General features: G+C 42.6%; 16 protein-coding genes. 6 read left to right on the top strand and 10 right to left on the bottom strand.

Features of this window, described 5'->3' with window-relative positions:
• The first annotated feature begins 3 nt into the window (after positions 1 to 3).
• The 4 genes from LPH68_RS09865 to LPH68_RS09850 are packed head-to-tail and all read left to right on the top strand — an operon-like array spanning position 4 to position 7,523.
• Entirely contained in the window at positions 4 to 3,174 is a 3,171-nt protein-coding gene (locus LPH68_RS09865; protein ID WP_087317955.1) for an exodeoxyribonuclease V subunit beta, read from the top strand.
• Positions 3,171 to 3,788, top strand: a complete 618-nt coding sequence (locus tag LPH68_RS09860; RefSeq protein ID WP_151923316.1) for a radical SAM protein — start codon at positions 3,171 to 3,173, stop codon at positions 3,786 to 3,788. The genes LPH68_RS09865 and LPH68_RS09860 overlap by 4 nt, the downstream gene beginning before the upstream one ends.
• A complete protein-coding gene (locus LPH68_RS09855; protein WP_008022190.1) occupies positions 3,781 to 4,614 on the top strand; it encodes an energy transducer TonB in 834 nt (277 codons plus the stop codon). The genes LPH68_RS09860 and LPH68_RS09855 overlap by 8 nt, the downstream gene beginning before the upstream one ends.
• Before the next feature lie 29 nt (positions 4,615 to 4,643).
• A complete protein-coding gene (locus LPH68_RS09850; RefSeq protein ID WP_151923317.1) occupies positions 4,644 to 7,523 on the top strand; it encodes a PD-(D/E)XK nuclease family protein in 2,880 nt (959 codons plus the stop codon).
• A gap of 147 nt (positions 7,524 to 7,670) precedes the next feature.
• On the opposite strand, the gene LPH68_RS09845 is transcribed toward LPH68_RS09850, so the two are convergent.
• Together LPH68_RS09845 and LPH68_RS09840 are read right to left on the bottom strand one after the other, a co-directional pair.
• Positions 7,671 to 8,804, bottom strand: a complete 1,134-nt coding sequence (locus tag LPH68_RS09845; protein WP_008017655.1) for a hybrid sensor histidine kinase/response regulator — start codon at positions 8,802 to 8,804, stop codon at positions 7,671 to 7,673.
• A 19-nt stretch (positions 8,805 to 8,823) separates the two neighbouring features.
• On the bottom strand, positions 8,824 to 9,753 hold the full coding sequence (locus LPH68_RS09840; RefSeq protein ID WP_004300450.1) for a UDP-glucuronic acid decarboxylase family protein: 930 nt from the start codon (positions 9,751 to 9,753) through the stop codon (positions 8,824 to 8,826).
• A gap of 200 nt (positions 9,754 to 9,953) precedes the next feature.
• Here LPH68_RS09840 and LPH68_RS09835 point away from each other — a divergent pair, with 200 nt between their 5' ends.
• The gene (locus tag LPH68_RS09835; protein WP_049702923.1) at positions 9,954 to 10,913 is read left to right on the top strand and encodes a hypothetical protein; all 960 of its coding nucleotides are present in this window, start codon (positions 9,954 to 9,956) and stop codon (positions 10,911 to 10,913) included.
• Positions 10,914 to 11,149: 236 nt separating this feature from the next.
• Complete coding sequence (locus LPH68_RS09830) at positions 11,150 to 12,109, top strand: hypothetical protein (RefSeq protein ID WP_008022188.1); 960 nt, start codon at positions 11,150 to 11,152, stop codon at positions 12,107 to 12,109.
• A 101-nt stretch (positions 12,110 to 12,210) separates the two neighbouring features.
• Here LPH68_RS09830 and LPH68_RS09825 read toward each other — a convergent pair whose 3' ends face one another.
• The 8 genes from LPH68_RS09825 to LPH68_RS09790 form a co-directional block, all read right to left on the bottom strand.
• Positions 12,211 to 15,438 carry a fimbrial protein gene (locus tag LPH68_RS09825; RefSeq protein WP_151923319.1) on the bottom strand — a complete coding sequence of 1,076 codons (3,228 nt, stop codon included), beginning with the start codon at positions 15,436 to 15,438 and terminating at the stop codon, positions 12,211 to 12,213.
• A gap of 44 nt (positions 15,439 to 15,482) precedes the next feature.
• Positions 15,483 to 17,090 (bottom strand): fimbrillin family protein, encoded by a 1,608-nt coding sequence (locus LPH68_RS09820; protein WP_151923320.1) that lies wholly within the window; start codon positions 17,088 to 17,090, stop codon positions 15,483 to 15,485.
• A 41-nt stretch (positions 17,091 to 17,131) separates the two neighbouring features.
• Complete coding sequence (locus LPH68_RS09815) at positions 17,132 to 18,244, bottom strand: fimbrial protein (protein ID WP_151923321.1); 1,113 nt, start codon at positions 18,242 to 18,244, stop codon at positions 17,132 to 17,134.
• A 2-nt stretch (positions 18,245 to 18,246) separates the two neighbouring features.
• The gene (locus tag LPH68_RS09810) at positions 18,247 to 19,245 is read right to left on the bottom strand and encodes a FimB/Mfa2 family fimbrial subunit (protein WP_044133019.1); all 999 of its coding nucleotides are present in this window, start codon (positions 19,243 to 19,245) and stop codon (positions 18,247 to 18,249) included.
• A 276-nt stretch (positions 19,246 to 19,521) separates the two neighbouring features.
• On the bottom strand, positions 19,522 to 21,231 hold the full coding sequence (locus LPH68_RS09805; RefSeq protein WP_004308188.1) for an Mfa1 family fimbria major subunit: 1,710 nt from the start codon (positions 21,229 to 21,231) through the stop codon (positions 19,522 to 19,524).
• 57 nt (positions 21,232 to 21,288) lie between these two features.
• Complete coding sequence (locus tag LPH68_RS09800) at positions 21,289 to 22,800, bottom strand: DUF3868 domain-containing protein (protein ID WP_151923322.1); 1,512 nt, start codon at positions 22,798 to 22,800, stop codon at positions 21,289 to 21,291.
• A gap of 8 nt (positions 22,801 to 22,808) precedes the next feature.
• Entirely contained in the window at positions 22,809 to 23,381 is a 573-nt protein-coding gene (locus LPH68_RS09795) for a DUF3575 domain-containing protein (RefSeq protein WP_118408378.1), read from the bottom strand.
• A gap of 21 nt (positions 23,382 to 23,402) precedes the next feature.
• A complete protein-coding gene (locus LPH68_RS09790; RefSeq protein ID WP_230296920.1) occupies positions 23,403 to 23,768 on the bottom strand; it encodes a hypothetical protein in 366 nt (121 codons plus the stop codon).
• Between the last annotated feature and the right edge of the window lie 539 nt (positions 23,769 to 24,307).

Raw genomic sequence — 24,307 nt, 5'->3', positions numbered from 1 at the left:
AACATGAGTGAACTTTTAGTCTATAAAGCCTCTGCAGGTTCGGGTAAAACATTTACCCTGGCCGTGGAATACATCAAACTATTAATTTTCAATCCCCGTGCCTACCGGCAAATTCTCGCTGTAACCTTTACCAATAAGGCAACAGCAGAAATGAAGGAACGTATTCTTAGTCAGCTTTACGGCATACAGATAGGTGATAAAGATTCGGAAGCCTATCTCAACCGTATCAAAGAAGAGACAGGAAAAACAGAGCAGGAGATACGGGAAGCGGCAGGCATTGCCCTTAGCTATATGCTGCATGATTACAGCCGGTTCAGGGTAGAGACTATCGACTCATTTTTCCAATCTGTCATGCGTAACCTCGCACGGGAACTGGAACTTAGCCCGAATCTGAATATTGAGTTAAACAATACCGAAGTTCTTAGTGACGCCGTAGATAGCATGATCGAGAAGTTAGGTCCCACTTCCCCTGTCCTCGCATGGTTATTAGACTATATCAACGAACGAATTGCCGATGATAAACGATGGAATGTATCAGACGAAGTTAAAAGTTTCGGACGCAATATTTTCGATGAAGGCTATATTGAAAAAGGAGAAGGACTTCGGCAACGACTGCGTAATCCGAACACCATCAAAGAATACCGCAAACAACTGAAAGCTCTGGAAACGGAAATACTGGAGCAAATGAAAGGATTCTACGACCAATTCGAAGGAGAACTGGATGGTCACGCATTAACTGCTGATGATCTGAAAAACGGTTCACGGGGAATCGGAAGTTATTTCCGTAAACTGAATAATGGCGTTTTAAGCAATGATATCCGTAATGCCACAGTAGAGAAATGTCTGGAAGATGCCAAAAATTGGGCAACCAAGACTTCTCCCCGTTATGCGGATATCATCAACCTGGCTAATTCCAGCCTTATACAAATTCTGGAAGATGCTGAAAAGTTGCGTTCCAAGAATAATTTGTTACTGAATAGTTGCCGGTTATCTTTGCAACATCTCAATAAAGTGCAACTTCTCGCCAATATCGACGAAGAAGTACGTCAGTTGAACCACGACAACAACCGTTTTCTGTTGTCAGACACGAACGCCCTGCTTCACCAACTGGTGAAAGACGGTGACTCCTCTTTTGTATTCGAAAAGATAGGGACAAATATCCATAATGTCATGATAGACGAGTTTCAGGATACCAGCCGAATGCAATGGGGCAACTTCAAACTGCTTTTGCTCGAAGGGCTGTCTCAAGGAGCAGACAGTTTGATTGTAGGAGACGTCAAACAGTCCATTTATCGTTGGCGGAATGGTGATTGGGGAATTCTCAACAGCCTGAATGACCACATCGAGCATTTCCCGATCCGCGTCAAGACGTTAGCCACCAATCGGAGAAGTGAAACGAATGTCATCCGGTTTAACAATCGAATCTTCACAGCTGCTGCCAACTATCTGAACGGAGTGTATAAACAGCAATTAGGCAAAGATTGTGAGGATTTACAGAAAGCCTATGCCGACGTTGTGCAGGAATCTCCCCGAAGTACAGAAAAAGGATACGTTAAAGTCTCTTTTCTCGAACCCGACGAAGAACATGACTATACCGAGCAGACACTTATTAGCCTGGGAGCAGAAGTGGAAAACCTCCTCGCCTCCGGAGTACAGCTTAATGACATCGCCATCTTAGTACGAAAAAATAAAAGTATTCCCCGTATTGCCGATTACTTTGATAAGGAGCTACACTACAAAGTGGTATCAGACGAAGCCTTTCGCCTGGACGCCTCTCTTGCCATTTGTATGATGTTGGACGCCTTGCGATTTCTTTCCGACGAAAACAATAAAATAGCACGTGCCCAGCTGGCCATAGCCTATCAAAACGAAGTTTTACAAAAAGGATTGGATTGGAATACCCTCCTACTCCTCCCTGCCGAGAATTATCTTCCCGCCGCTTTTCTTGAAAAGATAAAAGAATTAAGGCTAATGCCTCTCTATGAGCTATTGGAAGAGCTTTTCAGTATATTCGAGATGAATCTTATCAAAGACCAGGATGCCTACTTATTCGCATTCTTCGATGCTGTCACTGACTATCTACAAAGTAACTCTTCCGAACTCGACGGATTCATCCGGTATTGGAATGAAACGTTATGCAGTAAAACAATTCCAAGCGGAGAAGTAGAAGGAATCCGGATTTTCTCCATACACAAATCCAAAGGATTGGAATTCCATACCGTGCTCCTCCCTTTCTGCGACTGGAAACTGGAGAATGAGACCAATAACCAACTTGTATGGTGTACCCCGCAAGCAGCACCATTCGACGCGTTGGATATTCTCCCTATCAACTACTCCACCCAAATGGCAGAATCTATTTATGGAAACGACTACCTGCAAGAGCGTCTCCAACTTTGGGTAGATAACCTCAATCTGTTATACGTTGCTTTTACCCGTGCAGGAAAAAACCTTATTATCTGGAGCAGAAAAAATCAAAAAGGTACCATGTCCGAACTGTTGGCAAACACTCTCCCAATCGTAGCTAAGGAAGAAGGTATTGATTGGGAAGAAGACTGTTACGAACAAGGACAACTATGTCCGTCAGAAAAAGAAAGAACAAAGACATCGACCAACAAGCTAACCCAGAAACCGGAAAAGCTCCCTATCCGGATGGAATCCATGCGCCATGATATTGAGTTTCGTCAGTCCAACCGTTCAGCGGACTTCATCCAGGGAATTGAGGAAGAAGACTCGGATGACCGCTTTATCAACCGCGGGCGTATGTTACACACCCTGTTTTCTGTTATCGAAACAGCAGAAGATATAGATCCGGCCATCGAACGACTTATTTTTGAAGGAGTGATCAGAAATGATGAGAAAGAAAAAGTAGCCCGCGAAGTTGCAACGAAAGCTTTTTCTTCTCCTGAAATTCAAGATTGGTATTCCGGAAAGTGGACATTATTTAATGAGTGTGCCATTATCTATAAAGAAAAAGGAGTGCTACAAACCCGTCGCCCGGACCGCGTAATGATGAAAGACAACCAGGTTGTTGTAGTTGATTTCAAATTTGGTAAGGAAAACCCTAAATATAATAAACAGGTAAAAGGCTACATGCAGCTACTTACCAAGATGGGATATAAGAATATCACCGGTTACTTGTGGTATGTGGATGAAGAAAAAATAGAAAAAGTATGAAAGCAGTTCCCCTCATCGGCATCGCCCGCCATCGACTAACAATTGACGGTGAAGGAGTTACAACACTAGTTGCATTTCACGGCTGCCCATTGCGTTGCAAATACTGTCTCAACCCGACATCTTTGCAGCCTAACGGTGTTTGGGAGAGCTATAATTGTAACCAGCTCTACGAGGAAGTACGCAAAGATGAACTTTACTTTTTGGCGAGTTGCGGCGGAGTCACATTTGGAGGTGGAGAACCTTTATTACAAAGCGAATTTATCAGGCAATTCCGCCAACTCTGTGGTCCGGAATGGAGAATCACTGTCGAAACCTCTCTCAATGTTCCGCAACAGAATGTAGAAGAACTGATTTCCATTATAGACAATTACATAATCGACATCAAAGATATGAATAATGACATCTATCAGCGATATACCGGAAAGAATAATGAAAACGTCTTAAGTAATTTACGATATTTAATCGGGCAAGACAAAACCAAGCAAATCGTTATTCGGACACCACTCATCCCCTCCTATAATACGGAGAAGGATATTGACCAAAGCATAGAACTTCTGAAAGAAATGGGAATTACCCAGTTCGACCGGTTCACTTATAAAACCCCTAATGATTAATGACATGGTACGAGGAAAACAAACTTGCAAAATTTTAAAAGAGATTCGTCGGCAGATAGCTGAAGCGAATGATATTGAATTCATCACCTCTGAATGTCAGTATCAGGGAGACTGTTTGGGCACTTGTCCCAAATGCGAAGCGGAAGTTCGTTATTTGGAGCAGCAGCTTGAACGAAAACAGATAGCGGGAAAAGCAATCACAGTATTAGGCATATCTGCAGGGCTGATAGCCATGACTCCAATGACTTCATGCACTAATTCGGCTAATAAAGGAATGAATAAAGAAGTGTCTAGTGATACAACTTCCTATGAAAATCTCATTATGGGAGAGCCTGTCCCCACTCCGGCAGAAGACACCATCATTGCCTCCATAAAAGATGCACCACCTCCCCCGCCACCAGCGCCAACACCCGATGATGTGCTAGAAGGAGATATTTGTGAAGAACCACCTGTAGTAGTTGGATTTGTTGCCCCCGATATATCAAATACTTCACTGTCGGCTAGTGATACACTGGAAGTAGCTCCGGTTATGCCGGAATTCCCGGGAGGTCAACAAGCATTAATTCAATTCCTTGGAAAAAAAATAAAGTATCCAACAGTCGCTCAAGGAGAGATGGGACCACAGGGACGTGTTATTATCCGGTTTGTTGTTGATAAGGAAGGAAATGTAGTCAACCCCAAAGTTGTACGCAGCGTAGATCCTTACTTGGATAAAGAAGCATTGCGCATCATCAACCAAATGCCCAAATGGAAGCCGGGAGAACTGGAAGATGGTACTAAAGTAGCCGTTTATTTCACTGTTCCAGTTATGTTCCGGGCACAATAAATATATGAATTAGAAAAAACTTAATCAATATGCAATCATTTCTCCAACTAGTCGCTCACGATTTATATGCCAAAATAGGAAATGACCTGTCACGTACAGCACTCATTTTCCCCAATAAACGTGCTAACTTGTTTTTCAATGAATATTTGGCAGGAGAATCCGATCAACCGATCTGGTCACCAGCCGCCATGAGTATCAGCGACCTGTTTCAGAAACTATCAGTACAAAAAAGCGGTGACCCTATTCGATTGGTTTGTGAGCTTTATAAAGTATTCAAAGAGGAAACACAGAGTCAGGAAACATTGGATGATTTCTACTTCTGGGGAGAGTTGTTGATTAGTGATTTTGATGATGTGGATAAGAACATGGTTGATGCCGACAAACTATTCAGTAATCTGCAAGATCTGAAGAACCTGATGGACGACTATGAATTCCTCGACAAAGAACAGGAAGAAGCCATTCAACAGTTTTTTCAGAATTTCTCCATTGAAAGACGAACCGAACTCAAAGAGAAATTTATTTCCCTTTGGGACAAACTAGGCACTATCTACCATCATTACCGAGAAAACCTGACAGAGCTAGGCATCGCATACGAAGGCATGCTCTACCGGAATGTGATTGAGCAACTCGATACCGATCAACTCAAATACGACAAATACATATTTGTCGGTTTCAATGTACTGAACAAAGTAGAAAACGAATTTTTCAGAAAGCTGAAAGATGCAGGCAAAGCACTCTTTTATTGGGACTACGATATTTTCTACACCCAACAAATCAGAAAACATGAAGCCGGAGAATTTCTGAAACGTAATCTGGGGGAATTTCCGAACGAACTCCCGGAAAGCTTTTTCGACACCTTCAAAGAACCGAAAAAAATACGTTATATTTCCGCTTCCACCGAGAATGCACAAGCCCGCTTCCTCCCCGAATGGATCAAAATGATTACGGACAATCATTCACAAATCGCTGAAGAAAAGGAAAAAGAAAATGCCGTAGTACTTTGTAATGAAGCCCTGCTGCTTCCCGTACTTCATTCCATTCCGCAGGAAGTGAAGAATGTCAATATCACCATGGGATTCCCATTGGCTCAAACTCCTATTTACAGTTTTATCAATGCCGCTATGGAGCTACAAACCAACGGTTACCGCTCCGATACCGGCCGATTCACTTATGAGGCGGTATCAGCCATATTGAAACATCCCTATACCCGGCAAATCTCATCCCATGCCGGTCCACTGGAACGCGAACTAACCAAAACAAACCGCTTCTATCCACTTCCATCGGAACTGAAGCAAGATGATTTCCTGGCTACCCTCTTCACTCCCCGTAATGGCATTAAAGAGCTATGCGATTATCTGATTGAATTAATCAAAGATATTTCAACCATTTATCGCAAAGAAGGGGAATACAATGATATTTTCAATCAACTTTATAGAGAATCCCTCTTCCAAAGCCATACCAAAATCAACCGTCTCTACAGTTTGATTGAAAGCGGAGAACTAAGTATACGCACCGACACTCTGAAACGACTGATTACCAAAGTATTGACAGCTTCCAATATTCCTTTCCACGGAGAACCCGCTATCGGAATGCAAGTCATGGGAGTACTGGAAACACGTAATCTGGACTTCCGGAATCTCATCATATTATCTCTCAACGAAGGACAACTCCCCAAATCCGGAGGAGAATCTTCTTTTATTCCCTATAACCTCCGGAAAGCTTTTGGCATGACCACTATCGAACATAAGAATGCAGTGTATGCCTACTATTTCTATCGCCTGATACAACGGGCAGAAAATATCACTCTGCTCTACAATACTTCCTCGGACGGTCTCAACCGTGGAGAAGAGTCCCGCTTCATGTTGCAATTACTCGTGGAAGGTCCGCATGATATCACTCGTGAGTATCTGGAAGCCGGACAATCTCCGCAAAGCATCCAAGAGATACAGATAGAAAAAACATCTGAAGTACTAAGACGAATTTATCGTACTTACGATAGCACTAATCCTTCATCGGTAATTCTCTCTCCTTCCGCCCTCAATGCTTATCTTGATTGCCGATTGAGATTCTATTACCGCTACGTAGCGAGATTAAAAACACCGGATGAAGTCAGTGCAGAAATTGATTCAGCTTTGTTTGGAACCATTTTCCATCTCTCTGCCCAATTGGCATACACCGATCTGACTGCCAATGGAAAAATGATACAGAAAGAAGATATTGAACGCTTATTACGTAATGAAGTAAAGTTGCAAAGCTATGTCGATCAAGCCTTCAAGGAAGAATTATTCAAGGTCGCTCCCGAAGAAAAGCCCGAATATAACGGCATACAGCTTATCAACTCCAAAGTAATTGTTTCCTATCTGAAACAATTACTCCGCAACGACCTTCAATATACTCCTTTTGAAATGGTCGCCATGGAAAAGAAGGTTTCAGAAGAGATAACCATACAAACGGGACAAGGACCGTTCACTCTCCGCCTGGGTGGGACAATCGACCGTATGGATGCTAAAGAAAGTACCCTGCGGATTGTTGACTACAAAACAGGAGGAAGCCCTAAGATTCCAGCCAACGTCGAGCAACTGTTTACACCATCGGAAACACGCCCGAACTATATCTTCCAGACTTTCCTGTATGCCGCTATCATGAGCCGGAAGCAATCATTAATGGTAGCTCCTGCCCTGCTCTACATTCATCGGGCAGCATCGGAAAGCTATTCGCCTGTTATTGAAATGGGAGAACCCCGCAAACCGAAAATACCGGTAAACAACTTCGCCTTTTTTGAAGATGAATTCCGTGAACGCTTACAGGCATTATTAGAAGAGATCTTTAATGAAAAAGAGCCTTTCACGCAGACAGAGGACACTAAAAAGTGTTCGTATTGCGATTTTAAAGCTATCTGCAAGCGATAGATTAAATTAAAAATTCAGGCACGAATTAGACGGATCACGGTTTTCCCAATTATCTTAAACCGTATAATTCCGTGTAATCCGTGCCTGAATAAAATATAAAGAAGTTTCAACGCATCCTTTAACAGAGACAAAAACGCATTGAATCAATTATTTTTCGAGCAATGGAATTGAGAAACTAAATGTAGATCCGTCTCCCTTCTTTGAAGTAAACCACAGTTTACCACCATTCTTGACAACAAAGTCCTGACACAATAATAATCCGAGTCCCGAACCTTCTTCATTATTTGTACCGAAGGTACTGAAATGAGTATCAGTGTGCAACAACTTCTTCTGATTTTCGTCATCAATACCGCAACCACTGTCTTTCACACTTACGATTGCCATACCATCTTCCTCTGTCAGTGACACCACTACTTCCGAACCTTCATTGCTAAACTTGATCGCATTGCTGATCAAATTACGAATCACTGTCTTAATCATGTCAATATCAGCACGAACAGCCACATTCTCTACAGGCACATCTTGTACTATCTTAATATTTTTCAGGCTGGCCACCATCGTAAAGATTTCACTTACGCCCTCTACGACTTCCACCATATTAATATCCTGATAAACCACTTTCAGCTTACCAATCTGGCTCTTCGTCCATTTCAGCAGATTATCAAGCAATGAGAATACATCTTCTGTTGTCTGATTAGCCATCGTTAGCAATTCATACATCTCATCACCGATTGTATCACTCGGCAAATTCAGAATCAGCATGTTCAATACCATCTTGATAGATCCCATTGGTGAACGCAAGTCATGTGCAATCACAGAATAGAGTTTGTCGCGTCCCATGATCGTCTTACGTAACTCTTCCGTTTGTGCAACAATGATTCTTTTCGCTGCAACCAACGAAATCTGGTGCGTCACACGAATAATCAATTCTTCTTTATTGAATGGCTTTGAAATAAAGTCATTACCACCCACCTGAAATCCTTTTACAATATCCGCCGTACTGTTTAGAGCAGTCAGGAAGATAATAGGAATTTCAGCCATTTCGGGGTCCGCTTTCATTTGTTGAGCTACCTCAAAGCCACTGATATCCGGCATCATTACATCCAGTAATACAAGATCCGGATTTTCCTTCTTCACTTGTTCCAACGCCTGCGTTCCATTACCGGCAGTCACAATTTTGAATTTTTCGTTAGTCAAAAGTACCTTTAATAAAAGGACGTTTGAAATCACATCGTCCACAATAAGGACTTTATATTCAGAAGGATTAATTTCCATATTCATAATTTTCTTTTTTTATGCTTCAGACATTTTTAAAATATTCAATCATACGCTTCAGCCCCTCTTCAAGTTCAACAGTAGGCTGCCAGCCCAATTTCTCTTTAGCCAATGTAATATCCGGTTGGCGTTGCTTCGGATCATCATCCGGTAAAGACTTAAATACAATCTTCGAAGATGAACCGGTCATACTAATGATCCTTTCCGCCAATTCCAATACCGGAAATTCATTCGGATTCCCCAGGTTTATAGGACCTGTAAACTCGTCCTCCGTATTCATCATTCTTATCATTCCTTCAATCAAATCATCAATATACTGGAAGCTGCGTGTCTGCTTCCCATCACCATATATCGTTATATCTTCATTATTCAACGCTTGAAGAATAAAATTAGAAACAACCCGTCCGTCATTCGGCAACATTCGCGGACCATACGTATTAAAAATACGGATAATCTTCACACGCACATTGTTCTGACGGTGATAATCCATAAATAACGTTTCTGCACAACGCTTTCCCTCATCATAGCAAGACCGGTACCCCACCGGATTCACATTTCCCCAATAGCTTTCCGGTTGCGGATGAACGATTGGATCTCCATATACCTCACTCGTAGAAGCTTGCAGAATCTTGGCATCCAGTCTCATTGCCAATCCCAGCATATTAATAGCTCCCATCACAGATGTTTTGGCAGTTTGAATCGGGTCATGTTGATAATGAATGGGAGATGCTGGACAGGCCAAATTATAGATTTCATCTACTTCAGCCGAATAAGGATAAGTGACATCATGCCTCACCACCTCAAAATGATGATTATCCATCAAGTGAATGATATTATCTTTCGAACCCGTAAAAAAATTATCCAGGCATATCACGTCGTGACCTTCGTTTATAAGCCGTGTACAGAGATGAGAGCCTATAAAACCAGCTCCGCCACTTACCAATATTCTTTTCATTCTAAATATTTCTATTGTTTACTAAAGAGACGCTGTCTCTTCGTTTTGTTTATGGTCACAAATGTAACCGATTTGCTTAAAATAAACAATTTTCGGAGAGGATATTTTAAAAAAAAGAAGATTTAAATAGTTTCAATTTCCGAAACAACTTGCCACTGACAAATGTTTATAATAAAAAAGTATTATTTATTAGAACTATTATGATGACAAATAATCCAAATGCAAACCTCATAGAAGCGATGAAGGAAAAGCTCCCGCTCAAAGGGCAACTGGCAGATATGTTAATGGACACGCTATACATAGGAAAAGAGGCAGTATATAGAAGATTGCGCGGTGAAGTACCTTTCACCTTGCAAGAGTCGGCTCTTATTTCAAGAAAACTGGGTATATCGCTAGACAAGATTATAGGACTAAGTTTCAAATCGAACGCCATGTTCAATATAAACATTGTAGATTATGACGACCCGTTCGAGAGTTACTACAATATCCTTGAAAAATATGTCTCGCTGATTAATACGATGCCGGATGACCCGAATTCTGTAATGGGAACTTCCGCCAACATTATTCCACAGACTCTCTATCTGAAACATGAGCTTCTGGCAAAATTCCGTTTATTCAAATGGATGTACCAGAATAAATATATTGATTGCAAGAGTTTCGAAGAGTTGGATATTCCATCGAAACTGGTCAATATCCAAAAAGACTATGTAGCAATGACACGTCATATCCACTCCATAGACTACATATGGGATAATATGATTTTCCAGCATCTCATCAACGATATCCAATACTTCGCCAGCATCCATCTCATTTCCGACGAAACAAAAGAAGAAATCAAAAAAGAATTATTCTTATTGGCGGATGAACTGGAAGAACTGGCTATCAACGGTAAAACAGCCGACGGCAATCGTGTACGCATCTATGTGTCGAATATCAACTTCGAGGCAACATATAGTTATGTAGACACCAATAACCTGCAACTGAGCCTCATACGTATTTATTCTATCAACTCCATTACCACGATGGACAACGAAATTTTCTGTACCTTGAAAGAATGGATTCAATCTCTGAAAAAGTTCTCCACTTTGATATCCGAAAGCGGCGAAATGCAGCGTATTCAATTCTTCAAGCAACAGCGAGAAATTATTGACGCTCTTTAATTTTATTTTCGCAGATTAGAACTTGAAAAAAAATTAAGTTCCAATAAATGAAAGTAGATAAGAATCTTATCTACTTTTTTTCATTCCCTGTTCCCATCCTACCCACCTGATTCCCAATCAGAAAAATACCTGCACGCTCATCTCTGTTTTACCACACAAATCTTTCAAACACAAGACGTAATTTTGCATAGAATGTATCACAGAGATTATTAACATTAAAATTAAAGGAACAAACAATGAAAAATGGTATTCTAAACGAATTAATATCTACAATGAGGGAGCGAATTCCTCAAGATATGAATCTGGCCAATACTTTGGCTGACATTTTATGCATGGGAAAGGAAGCTGTCTATCGCAGATTGAGGGGTGAGGTGTCTTTTACAATAGACGAAGTAGCACTGCTTTCTCAAAAACTCGGTATTTCTATCGACCAGATTGTCGGTAGCCATGTCTCTAATAAAGTTACTTTCGACCTAAACTTGCTTCATGCTTCCAGTGCGCTGGAAAGTTATTACGAAATAATCAACCGTTATCTGCAAATTTTCGACTATGTGAAAACAGATAATACGACGGAGGTGTATACTGCATCCAATTCCCTTCCCTTTACACTTTATTCTTCCTATGAGAATTTGTCTAAATTCCGTCTTTGCCGATGGATGTATCAGAACGGAGATATAAAGACGCCACATTCTTTGGAAGAGATGTCTGTGGATGAACGGATCGTCAATGTGCATAAGAAGCTGAGTGAAAGTATAAGACAGTGTCCAAAAACGTTTTTCATCTGGGACACAAATATCTTTTATTCTTTTGTGAAAGAGATCAAGTACTTTGCCAGTCTGAATCTGATAAGCAAGGACGATGTCATGCATTTGAAGGAAGAGCTTCTTCAGTTACTTGGCGTGGTAGAACATCTGTCCATAAAAGGAGAGTTCAGCGAAAACAAGAAAGTATCTTTCTATCTGTCCAATATCAGTTTCGAAGCCACTTACAGTTATATCGAGAAACATGATTACCAAGTCAGCCTACTGCGGGTATATTCTATCAATTCGATGGATTCGCAAAGCTCGTATATCTGCCAGATGCAACGCAATTGGATTCAATCGTTGAAGCGCCACTCTATTCTGGTTTCAGAAAGTGGAGAAGCACAGCGTATCGCTTTTTTACAAAAGCAATTGGAAGTTATCAATACGTTGTAAACAATTGTAGATTTTAGGATATAAAAGAAAGAGATGTAAAAGACGAGCTGTATCAGAATGAAGACAAACAACATTCTGATACAGCTCTTTTCTTTTAGCTTTTATTCTATTGTGCGCACACAACGATACCAAGCCCAATCTGTGGATTCTCCAGTAGTCCATGCGCCGAATTCACCATTATTATGTCCGACCACCCAATAGCCGCCATCGCGTGAAGTCAATGTCCAATGTACAGCGCTAATCTTCTCGAATCCGCTCCCTGTCCAAGTAGTCGAACCACCGAAACCTTGGTTTTCAATGCTGGTAACGGCCCCTCCCATACTGAGCACCAGATACATCTCACGCTGGGTAGGCAGACGCCAGCCACTCCCTTTGTTTTCGCATGCCGCTTTTGCTTCCGACCAAGTTTTACCATTACTACTGGTATTTTCAATCTGAAACTTAGGAGCAATCTTATTCATCGCGTCACTTGTACCCGGAGTTTCACCTGAAGCAAATAATACCGAAGGATCCGTTCCTCCACTGGCATCACGAGAGACAATAGTGACCCCCGAGGATTCTACCGTTAGATAAGGGTACTTCTTTCCACTATTTGTATTATTCCTCACGCAACGGAAATAATTATTCTTGCTAACAGATTCGGAATCCAAAAAACCTGCCGACATCTCCATCCAAAAACGGGTAGCAGAGCCTTTAGCCTCATAGTATGATGAAGTCCAGTAATTACCGGTCCAGTTTTGATACCACCCATATATATTCTGGCTATCATGATTATTATAATTCTCTGCATTGCCACCCAAAGCATTTTCATAAGCGAATGACAGCAACAGTTCACTGGCAGTAGGCAGACGCCAACCATCGCCTATATTCCTACAGATATCCTCCGCATCGGCTACATTTTCCAACCGTCCCACACTTTGCTTCGTCTCGCCTATTTCCTTATAATATAGCCTGTTATCAAACCGAAGTGGATAAAGATAGAAAAGAGGTTCCCCTGCAGTTGTGTAAGATTTGGTTTCGGATACCATCTGAAGGTCAATCGTACGATAAAACGGGAATTCTTCATCCGACACAGTATGCATTACATTTCTGAACGTGATTCTTATCGTTCCGCTTTTTCCCTCTTTCCACTTGCCAGGGTGAAGCTTCAGCCTAAAATCGTATCCGTGGCCAACCACATCATTACCCTTTCCGTCATCATAGCCTATGATAGACTCAAGATACATCTTGTCGTCCGCATTCTTTCTGCCTATAATTACATCATTATCCGAATCGGTCCGAATCAGTCCGGTACCATCATCGTTCGTTATATTCAATTCCTCAATATCCATAATTTCCCAATTGTTATTGACAAACAATTGCAAGTATTGCTCCGCACCCAGATTGACTTTATAAGTACGGCTATTGACTGTAGTGGGAATATATCGGAATGAGAATTCCAACTCCCCTTGATTGATGGGGAATTGTACATGAGTGAGGTATCCCTCCTTATCGTACAGGCCGAATAAGATGAAATCCCAACGCCACCACCAACCTTCACCATCTTCAACAGTACCATCACCTGCTCTTCGCGGATTAGGCTGTATGGTAAACGCCTGCACCCTTTCACTGAATGGTACCGTATTCGTCCTGTCTAATTGCGGAATTAAACCGCCGGCATTGTATTGGATCATACCGATATCGTTAGCGTCAAAAAGTTTACCTTCTATCTTATCCACGGAAAACATGACATACACCGTCTGCGGTTCGAGAGGGAGTTCGTCACCATCGGGATTTCTAATCGGGAAAAAAAGACCTCTCTCCAACACATTTCCGTATGCATCGACAAATTTGATAATTCCCGGATCTATCGTATACTGCGTCACTTCAATATTGTGAGTCAAGCGCCCTGCTGTCAACGTAACAGTAGCCTTACGCTCAACACCTATAGTTTCATTATTAAAATAAGGAATCTTCAATTTGAGTTGGGTATCATCGTTCGCAACGCCCGACGCCGCATCGACCCCACCTTCAAATTTGAGCCAGTCGCTCCCTGCAGTAACAGTGGCTTTCCAGCCACCGGGACTGTCAGTAAAAACGTCTATGGCATAACTATTATTCTGGTATTGAGTTACAGCGACCTCCGACTCACCCACTCCGAGCATATATTGCCCATTGTAGACTACATCTTTGACCTTGTCACGGTCATAGTGTATCAATCGGAATTTCAGGTTGGACATGACTGTATAAGATGCCAACGCCTCGCTAAAACTTTTATAACCGATTCCCAACGCCTTAGTAATGGTAATGATGTATTTATGGTTTCGCTTCAAGGACAAATATTCCACCTGCTCTCCTGTATTTCCGGTTTTGGTAAAATCCACCCGGTAAAATGTCGATTCGCCCGTACCGATTCTTCCTTTCACAATCAGGCAAGTAGCATTCTTACGGCTCGCTTCTCCATCTTGTCCCACACCACCGACATCCTCTGCTGCTATAGATTCAAATGTATAAATCTCCCCTTCGTAGGGTGTGTTGCCATTTACGGAGTAAAGAATTGCATCCCCTTCTTCCGTCATTTTACCACTGTTCACAGGGAGAACCGGAGTATCCGGAGCCGGGTCAGTAACCTGCCCGTTCGTGTTCCATGCCGGAGCAATGTATCCGGTGGTATTGTAATTAGCCAGGTAAACCTCTTCGACCGTGAAATTCGAAGTGGCACTGTTATTACGGATATCGATGCGCGCCAGCATACGTTTCATATTTATGCCAGTTATCGGATCCATCGAAGGAGTGATTTTGCTTATTACCTTCTCCCCGTACATCGGAATCCGCGTATACCCATCAGTCGTCGAACCGTCTGCCAGCCATTTGCCGGTCTGGGCGTGGAGCATCTTTTCCATTGCCTCAACCTTGGTGGTCGTTCCCTTTATGAAGCCCGGCACAATATTATCAAGTTCCTTATTTGCCACAACCACGATGCAAGTAGATGCGGTAGTGGGAGAAAGCACAGCAGAGAAACTCACAGTGGAATTGTCAGCCAAGTCCTGAGTAACTCCTGTAGCGCTGACGCATTCCAGGTATACCGCCGGTGTTTTTGACATATCAAAAACAAGAATATCCACCGTTTCTATTTCGTCTTCTTTCTTTGCTGTTCCCGTTCCAGTCATCGTACGCGAAGATACGGACGGGAGGTTTACATCGGGAACCGTTAATGTAAACCGGATACCGTTTCCTGTTGGAGAAGGTGTCGACCCTAATTCTTCCTGTACGCATCCGGTAAGCCATACCGTCATTAACAAAACAGGCAAAAGATAGCACCTTCTTATGATTGAAATCCCATATTGCATATTTCTATTTCCTTTCCTTAAACTTTAATATTGCATATTCGCCATTATGGCGCGGTCAATGTCACCGCTATTGGCAGATTATCACCATTCGTATTGGTTAGTGTGAGTGTAGCCGTATCACCGGACACAGCATCGGCTCTAAAGTAGAAGTAAACCACATCACCACTCACGCCACTTGTTTCGAGCATTGTCTCACTGTTAAGCAGAATTTTATCCGGATCCTGTATCTGGGTTATCTTCCACTCCCACGTTCCCGGGTTGCCCGAAGTAAAGACAAGCTTGCGACGTTGCATATTTCCGGTTCCACCATCACTGCCGTCCAATTCTACGTTCGAGGTCAACCACTCTCCGTCTTCTTTCCACTGGCTCAACAGTACATGATGCCGCAGATTACCGGCATTGATATAAAAGCCTGTTTCCCGCTTAGTTCCGGTTCCGGAGTTAAATCCGGGCATCACAACCTGGATATTATAGGTATATACACCTCCCGAAAAGGATGTCTCGGCCATATTAACCGTTGCCCACGTATCCATAGTACTTTTGTTTAATGACGCACCCGGCAGATAGCCCGTATCCGGATTGGCATCATAATTCGTTTTCGCTTCTATATTGACAGTGACACCATCACCAGCCGTCTGTACCTTGGTCTGCGATAACTTGAGATAATATTGTTTGTCGAAAATCACATTCACCGGGCTTTCCGTCCATTCAAGCGGCGTGGCTGAAAGCTGATAGGTTTCGTTGGATATCGTAAGATTGTAGTTGATGTACTCGCCTGACTCCCAGGAGTGCGGGTTCTTGGCGATAATATCACTGAACAGGAATTCCCGGTCGCCAAAGTTGGTGGTAACAACGATTTTGGCGGTTGCGGAGAAAGCGTCGGTCGGCAACATGAGGAATGTATCCCCCATCAAGGTGGCATCTTCGGTCACCGATTTGTTATCGGTGAGAGTAGAAACGACCTTCCCGGTGGCGACATCGCTCCAGACAAACTTCGGTTTGCCGTTTTTCGTCGTGGTGGTCGGAATTTCAGTCATGGCAAGTTTACCGCTTTTTCCCACATTCTGGAATTCTATTTTCTCGATAGTCACCTCATCCGGTACAGGAGCTACTTTCTTGAATGTAAAGGTAACCTTGGTCAATGTGCGGTAGAAGTGTATATTCACACCCTCAACCCATACAGGGCCCGATATAGCCGCCAGTACATCGACATGATTGGCGGCGGATGCATTCGCTGTATAATTCAGCACCATTTCTCCGGGATCAGTGAAACTCGCAGTAGGCGCATTCGCATCGTTGTACGGATACCAGGAGAAGAATTTCATGCTCGCATTCAGCAATCCGGGCCAATATTGCAACGGCGAGATGGTGGCTGTCAGGTCGGCGTTAACCGTGGCACTTGCATTGAAGTATGGTTGGGGAACGGAAGCATTAGGAGTCAGTGAGCCGTAAAGACCGAAAGTCTCTTCTTTCAGATCGGTATTCGAAGAGATTGCCGCACCGCGAGTGTAGACATAGCCGCCTTCTCCGATACGTTGCACAACAATTAATTCCTTATCACACGTCATCTCTTCTCTGACACACGAAAAGAGAACAGCCGAAAGGACAGCCATTGCCATAATCATCCTAATATTATTTATAGTCTTTATCATCTTACTTCTTTTCCGAAATTAAAAACAATCAACGAAAGATATTACAAGTCCAGATTCAAGTCAATGTCTTGTCTTTCACCCCAATCTTCTACGCTTATCGTCAGTATTTGAATACCTATTTTTCCGACGCGTGCCGTTACCTGATACACATTATTCCGACGGATCTCCGTAAAAGGTTGCGCCGTCGGACTGCCTGTGCCATCAACCTTTGTTACGCTTTCAATTACTTTCTCGGTTATTCCGGTGACGTCCGAAGGGCCTTTCGGGACATTAGCCATACTGATAGACAGTCGGTCGGAATAATCCGACTTGAATAGACGTTCGGCTGTGTAGAACGAGCAAAGCAACTTCCGGTTTTCAGCTCCGGGAGCAGATGAATATGCCCAAGTTTCTGTAGTCGCAGCTGTCCACTTATGCGTTAACAAATTGCTTTCCGACACGTCTTCCTTCACTTTTCCGTAGTTTTTTGAAGAGTCGGTGTTATCACGCGTGCCGTTGTCCACGTTTCCCATCACGAAATAGCTATCGTAGGAGAAATTGTGCAAGGTGACACTAGTGCTTCCGGCAATATATCCGGTCACCGCCCCACCGTCTATAGCTTCGATAAAGACATCTACTCGGGCTACGGCACGTTCGATCACCATTTGTACTGTTTTGGTTTCATCAGGTGCTATGGATATATCCCGGATCACTCCTGTCATAGGCATTCCGGTTGCCGAAATAATCTGCCCGTCACTATTCAGTATGCTGGAGATATCGTAAATCATCTCTTGCAATGTCAAAAGATTGGCTATACCGTCAAGTTTGCTTGTGAGGCTCTGCGGTTCGTTGGCAATAACTACGACCAGGATATCATTACTGGAAGTCACTTCGAGAAGTTGCGCATCTATATCAGTAGCTGTCTCCGGAGTACTCAACAGGATGTGTTCATTCACATCCAGCCTCACGCCACCGGGCGTGCTGCCGAATACGATAAACCGCATGGAGTTTATCTTCTCCTGTTGTTCCACATCCCCATTGTTCACCAAGTCGATGCTAAGTTGCGCCCTGGTAGTATGGGCAGGCAACTCATAAGCCACATCAGCTTCTCTACTACATGAGAACAAAAGGATGGTGGATGCCAGACAAATGATATGTAATAGCTTTTTTCTCATTCTTAAACTTCCATCCCGTGGAGCCAATGAATCCAGTTCCCCACGACAATACCAATTTGAAGGAATCCTCCTCCGGGTTTTTCAACAACTGTAAATATCAGGTTCCATTCACTCTGCCTGTCAAGATATTCCTGAAAGGGAAGCTCCGTTCCGTCGTAACGGGAAACCGGCCGTGCAATACTCAAGAGTGTCATCAGATTGTAGCTCCAGACTTCAGCTTCGGTATTCGCATCCCTTATAATAAATTTATAATCCCATCCACTCCTGTTGAGCAAACGCATCGTGTTCAGGCGTGCGGACATAACCACGTCGGATATTTCACCCGGACCTGTATAGTAAGGCACATAAGTAACCGGCCCTTGTCCTGTGGGTTCGTTTTCCCAGGAATAAACCGCATTTTCCGGCGCCTGAATTTCAAATGTATATTGTGTGCCATTCACTTTATTTTCCTCATATCCCATTAACGCGAGATTAAACCGATTGGTGTCACGTATCAGGTTCACCGGATAAATTTTATGGTCGGTACTGGATGGCAGGTGGTCCACTTCCACAACCTCTCCGAAGTAAAGATGCTGAAACTCGAAATTAACAACATCCGTCTCCCGCTTCAGGGATACAATGACCTGTTGGAGGGTGGTTGTTCCCGGTGCCAGTTTATTACCTGCATTGTCCGAAAGCCGGAATCTGTCAGACAGACTTCCGACGGTCAGTACTTTATAACTTCCGAAATCGAGCTCGTCGGTCAACGACATCCGGTTTCCACCCACCAGCGCAGCAACCTCGGCACTTTTGGTGAAAAGCAATTTATCATCGCTGTCGAACACAAGTACATCCACCGATTTAACCTGCGGATTAAATGCATCCGCATATTCCATATTGTAGTCGAATACAAATTCCAACCAAAGTTCGCACCGTGGAAGGTCTTCGCGTATACTGTCGCACGAAGCCATACATAGCATCGAAGCAACGATAAGGAACAGCGATTTAGTTTTTCCGAACATATCTTTTTCTTTTAGGAGGCAACCCTATCGGTTTGCCATTTTATATTGTCAGAGATCTCTATTTTGTGACCTCCGGTTATTTCCTCTTTTAGGGGCGCGCTTTGCATTTCATTGCATCTCGGATGCGCCGGTATATTTCAGTGCTGTTTTTGGGAAGCCTGTCACCGGCTTGTTTTTACTTTTTTCGGCGGTCTGTTCCGCACGGAATATCTATTAAAAAAAGTACAGGGCAGGCAGTCCGCACTGCCCTGTTTTCTTTGAAAGTAAAGAGTTTCTTTAGATTTCGAAATTTGTAGTCCAGTATATCCACGGAGCAACTTTAATCTCAAAGTGGAGATAAGCACCTTTCTTATCGATATCTTCTTCTTCATCCGGATCTTCGGGTCCACCACCAGGATACCACGGTGTACCGTTACCATTTACCTTTGTCAGCGTAAGCGTATAATAGTTATTACGTACTACACCGTATTTTCCATACTCCATATAAGAGTTGGCTGCATTGTCATGACGAATCTCATAGTAGTAATAGTTGAGACTCTTTGGATACCAATAGATGCAACCTTCTTTTTTACACAGTTCACCACCATTCTTAATGTTGTTGTCATCAAGAATAGTCTGTGTAAGAAGAGCAAAACTACCCGGATCATTGGTGGTAAGTTCAGATTGTATCTGAGTATAGAACAGTTCGCATGCTGTAACCAAGAGTTTCTCCTGGGCGGTCATAGGGTCTGAGTTTGTTTGTTTAGCTTTAGCAGGTGTATAAGCAGCCAGCAAGTCAGCAAAACTTTTGAAGTTTACAGAGTTAGTTCCGTTAGGAAGACGATACCAGTCATCTCCCAAAGTAAATTCACCGGACTTCCAAGGTGCATACTGTCCCTTAAGTACCAGACGCGTAGCCGCACCGAACTTCTGATATCCTTCAGCCATCGTATTCTCGATACAGTATTTATAATTATCACCCGCATCTGCACTTTCAGCAACCCACTCTACCTTAGGTTCGCGGTTAGCATCAAGTGTATTCTTAACAATGCCTGTAAGATATTCAGTTCCACCTGCAGTCGTAAAGTTCGGGTCAACTGTATAGAAGTTACTTTTGTAGAATCCGGTAGTATGAGATGACGCTGTGGTAGTCTTCTTTGCAAAAGGATAGAACAGAGAGTTATAGTAGTCTATAGTCCAGTTTCCAAAATCAAATTGTCCAAGACTTGCATTTGTTCCATCTTCAAAAGGTCCAACTGCTAATGGACTGCCAATCATAACTTCCAACTTTGCAGCAAGGCGTTCTATCTCAAGAGTAGCCGGATTACTTTTCGCTGCATTCTGAGCTTGCGCTTCCGATTTATAGTCACTGACCAAAACAATCTTGTCCGATACATCGAGCAGACATTCATCTTTCCATGCATGATTGGATGGATCCGAATCGGAATCATCGTAGAATCCGACATTAATCATTGCACAACCATTGGAGTGTACAACCTCCTCTACCAGATAAGCATTGTTGGGCTTAGTATTGTTTTCAGGAACTGTAACCATTGCATTGATGGTAGCATAGGTTGCACCCTCTGAAAGGTTATCCAAGCGATCCTTTAATTGGTAACCCGGATTGGCTATAACAAGCAAATACTTAGTATTCGGATCCACTTTAACCGGAGTATTCGGAGTCGTAACTCCACTATTTGTTCCGAAAGAACCTGATCCCAATACCGTGGCATACTTAGTTGCCTTTTCATCCTTAGTCACCACCTTACCCGCATCGAACGTAATCACATAAAGCTCATTAATCGCGCTTTCTGCAGGCAAAGCCGGCTGTTCACCAGAAGCACGTGAACCAGGCACTTTTGGATTAGTCAGACTAATTGATACGTAAGCTACATCATAACCTGCTCCCCCTTCAACCTCCGGATTTTCCTCCAGATTCTCATTTGAACAACTTGCCAATGCCACAACGGCCAGTAACGAAACTAAAATTGATTTAATCTTTAGCATAATACAAAAAATTATTAGAATTAATACATATATAATTTCCCACTTAATTAGTAAGTTTTACTTACCATTTTTTCTCATTTCGGCAGCATTAGCCTTCTTCCTGACTAATTCTTCCAGATTGCCCCTAGCTGCATCCAGACCTGACTGCTCTGCGACCTTCAAATACTTCTTCGATAATTCATAATCTCCCTTCATTAACATTAATATTCCCATAGCATTATTATATTCCGGCAAATTCTTATTCGAATTCACCATGCTCAGATAACGTTCGGCCGAAACCAGATCATTGCGTGATAAAGCGGCAGTAGCAGCATTTATATTTGCAATCTCACTCTGTGGATACATCCGGACAGCCGTTTCGAACACATCAATAAATTCTTGCGAGCCTGTCGGATAGGTATTAGCTACCAGAAACATTTCATTCAAGCTCAAATTCTGCGGACGCGTCTTGATAATCTCTTTCGCTTCCTCCACACTAAAATCCCTCACTTCATAATTCACTTTGCAGATAGCCACACGCAGACTTGGGAAAATATACTTCAACAAGTATCGGTAAGGCGTCCCTCCATGAAGTTGCATCAGTTTTGTTTCTCTTCCTTTTTCAATAGGTATGTTCCTGATAATATCCAGCACTTCGTCTTTATATTCCAATTCGATTGTTTCAAGCGCTTTCTCCAGTCCGTCCCAGTTTTCACCTCCAAAGACAATGTAGTATTGGTTTCTCGGAAAATCGTACCTGTATGCCAGATAATCCCGAAGCGCCATAGCACGCCCTTCAGACAGACGTTTGTTCGCTGCCAATGTTCCTTCCGGAGAAGCATAACCGATAATATCCAGACGGTTCACTTTCACATTCGGATCGGACTTCAGCTCATCGATCATCTTGCGGATTTTAGCTAGTTCCTGAGGATTATTCATGTATTCGGGACGAATATTGACTTTATTCACCTCGAAATCCAGAAAACATTCTGCTTGAATATCCCGTTGTTTGATTTCTTCCGCTTTCGGTTGCAGATAAGCAAACTGAGGAACCACTACGTAAGGCGTCCATACACGTTCCAACGTCACTTTGCCAAACTCCTCTATGTTCATCAATGCCGTTTCGCCGCAACCACATTCATCACGCTGCACGTCCAAGCGCGCATCCTTCATCCATGATTCGAACGGAACCAGATATTGATACCGAATCGTATCATTTCTTAGTTTTCCAGCTTTTTCCACTATATATGGCTTCTCGTAGTTTCTTTTCTCTTTGGCATTCATCAACGCAAGCTCACGCTCATACGCCAGATACTCGTCACGACCTTTAATAGAAACTTTCGGAAGATTCTGAGTACGTCCGGGAGTCACCAGCCGCGGAATAAAATCCATTCCCCGGGCAGATTTCACTTTCACATTATTCAAAACAAAATCTATATCGACATGAATAAAATCACCTTTCTGTTCCAACCGCACCGGATTCACAGTAATGACACCTTCGTAAGAGCGGGATTGAGCCATAGCTGTGTTTATATTCAGGCTGCAAACCACCAACATACACACAAGGAAACCTATTTTTCTTATTATCATACTCCTCATTATTTAATTACATAAATAAGTGACACACTTGCTTTAGTAGGCCCGAAATAGTTTTTGCTGCTTTCCTTTAGTCTCGTACCACAAGTAGCGCAAGGATACTTGTCATATACAATGTGCGCATATCCCACTCCGACAGATGTTTCTATACTCCAGCGTTTTTTCAGAATCCACGAATATCCTACGGAAAAGCCACCACCATAAAGATATCCCTGATAACGCGTATGCTGCATATTGTCACTGATAAAAGACCAGTCGGGCCATCCCCCTACATTGAAATCGGCATAATGTCCATGCATTCCGACAAACATACGGCGAAAACTCTCACAAAACCAGTAACGGATTTCGGGCTGTACCCCCAAATGACGGAGGCGTTTGCCGTCGGAAAGTTTCCACGGATTATAATTGACCGGAATATCCAGCGTCCATTTACACGCCAGTCCGATCTCCAGTCCCAGATTCATGGTAGTAGTAGCGTCATACAGCAGATTGCTTTTCAGCGCAACCTTCTGGGCATGACCCTCGGAAATGGCACATCCGAGCATGAATAATATGAGTATAGCAACTTTCTTCATTTATATCACATTTACTGTTGTTTATTGCCCCAATTGAGTAACATCTATTTTTATGCGTTGCACATTACTGATGCCCGTTTTAACGGAAGACACCATTGTTGTGAGATGTACGATTCCGTTTCTGGAATCCGCCTCTACATTGGGCAATACCTTAATATAGATCTTACCGTCTTCAACGATAATGCGTTCTTCTCCTGTATGTCCCTCCGGCATTACGGAAGAATACAGACGAATCCAATTTTTAGCACTTTCATCCACTTCGTCCGTAAGGCAGAAATAATCGATTTCATACACCTCCGAATTTGATTTTCCAGTAGGCATGAGCTGAAGTGTACTTCCCGTAGCAGGAACAGCTTCCCTTTGTCTAATATGAACTTCTTTTTCCAAATTTCCTGTTTTTAATGTTATAAATTCATGGGGATAGTTTCTTGAGTGTCACTATAAGACAGAGAGCCAAGCAAAGGATTGCTCAACGGCTTAGTCAACAACCTGGCATATATATCCGCACAAGTTGTCACCTTCGATGTTAATTGAAAGAGAGTACCGGTCACATTCGACCCCTGCACACACATCACAGATAATAAAAAAATCAAATATAAAATACTGATTGTAAGTTTTGTTATTTCTCTCATTAATTCTCCAATATACTTTCTTCTACTTCTTGTATATCTCTCTTATTTCTCTTTTTGCTTTTCTCTCAGGACAATATTTTTGTCCAAATCTCATATTGCAAATTTCGGAATATTAAAGGAGATACAAAATTGTATTCATTTCTGTTACAGAGAATCAACTTAGAATAAAGGGGCTAATTATGCAGGTAGTGAACAAGAGGGTTACGAAATTCACAACAAAAATATTTAATATCCTCATTTCTTTCGATATGCGAACATTAAAAAAATCCCAAGTTTCTCTCATAAAAACTTGGA

The sequence above is a fragment of the Bacteroides sp. 1_1_30 genome (assembly GCF_020982715.1).
Taxonomy (GTDB): Bacteria; Bacteroidota; Bacteroidia; order Bacteroidales; family Bacteroidaceae; genus Bacteroides; species Bacteroides xylanisolvens.
Note: the sequence above shows the minus strand (reverse complement) of the source record. Positions and strands in the feature narration are given on the sequence as shown.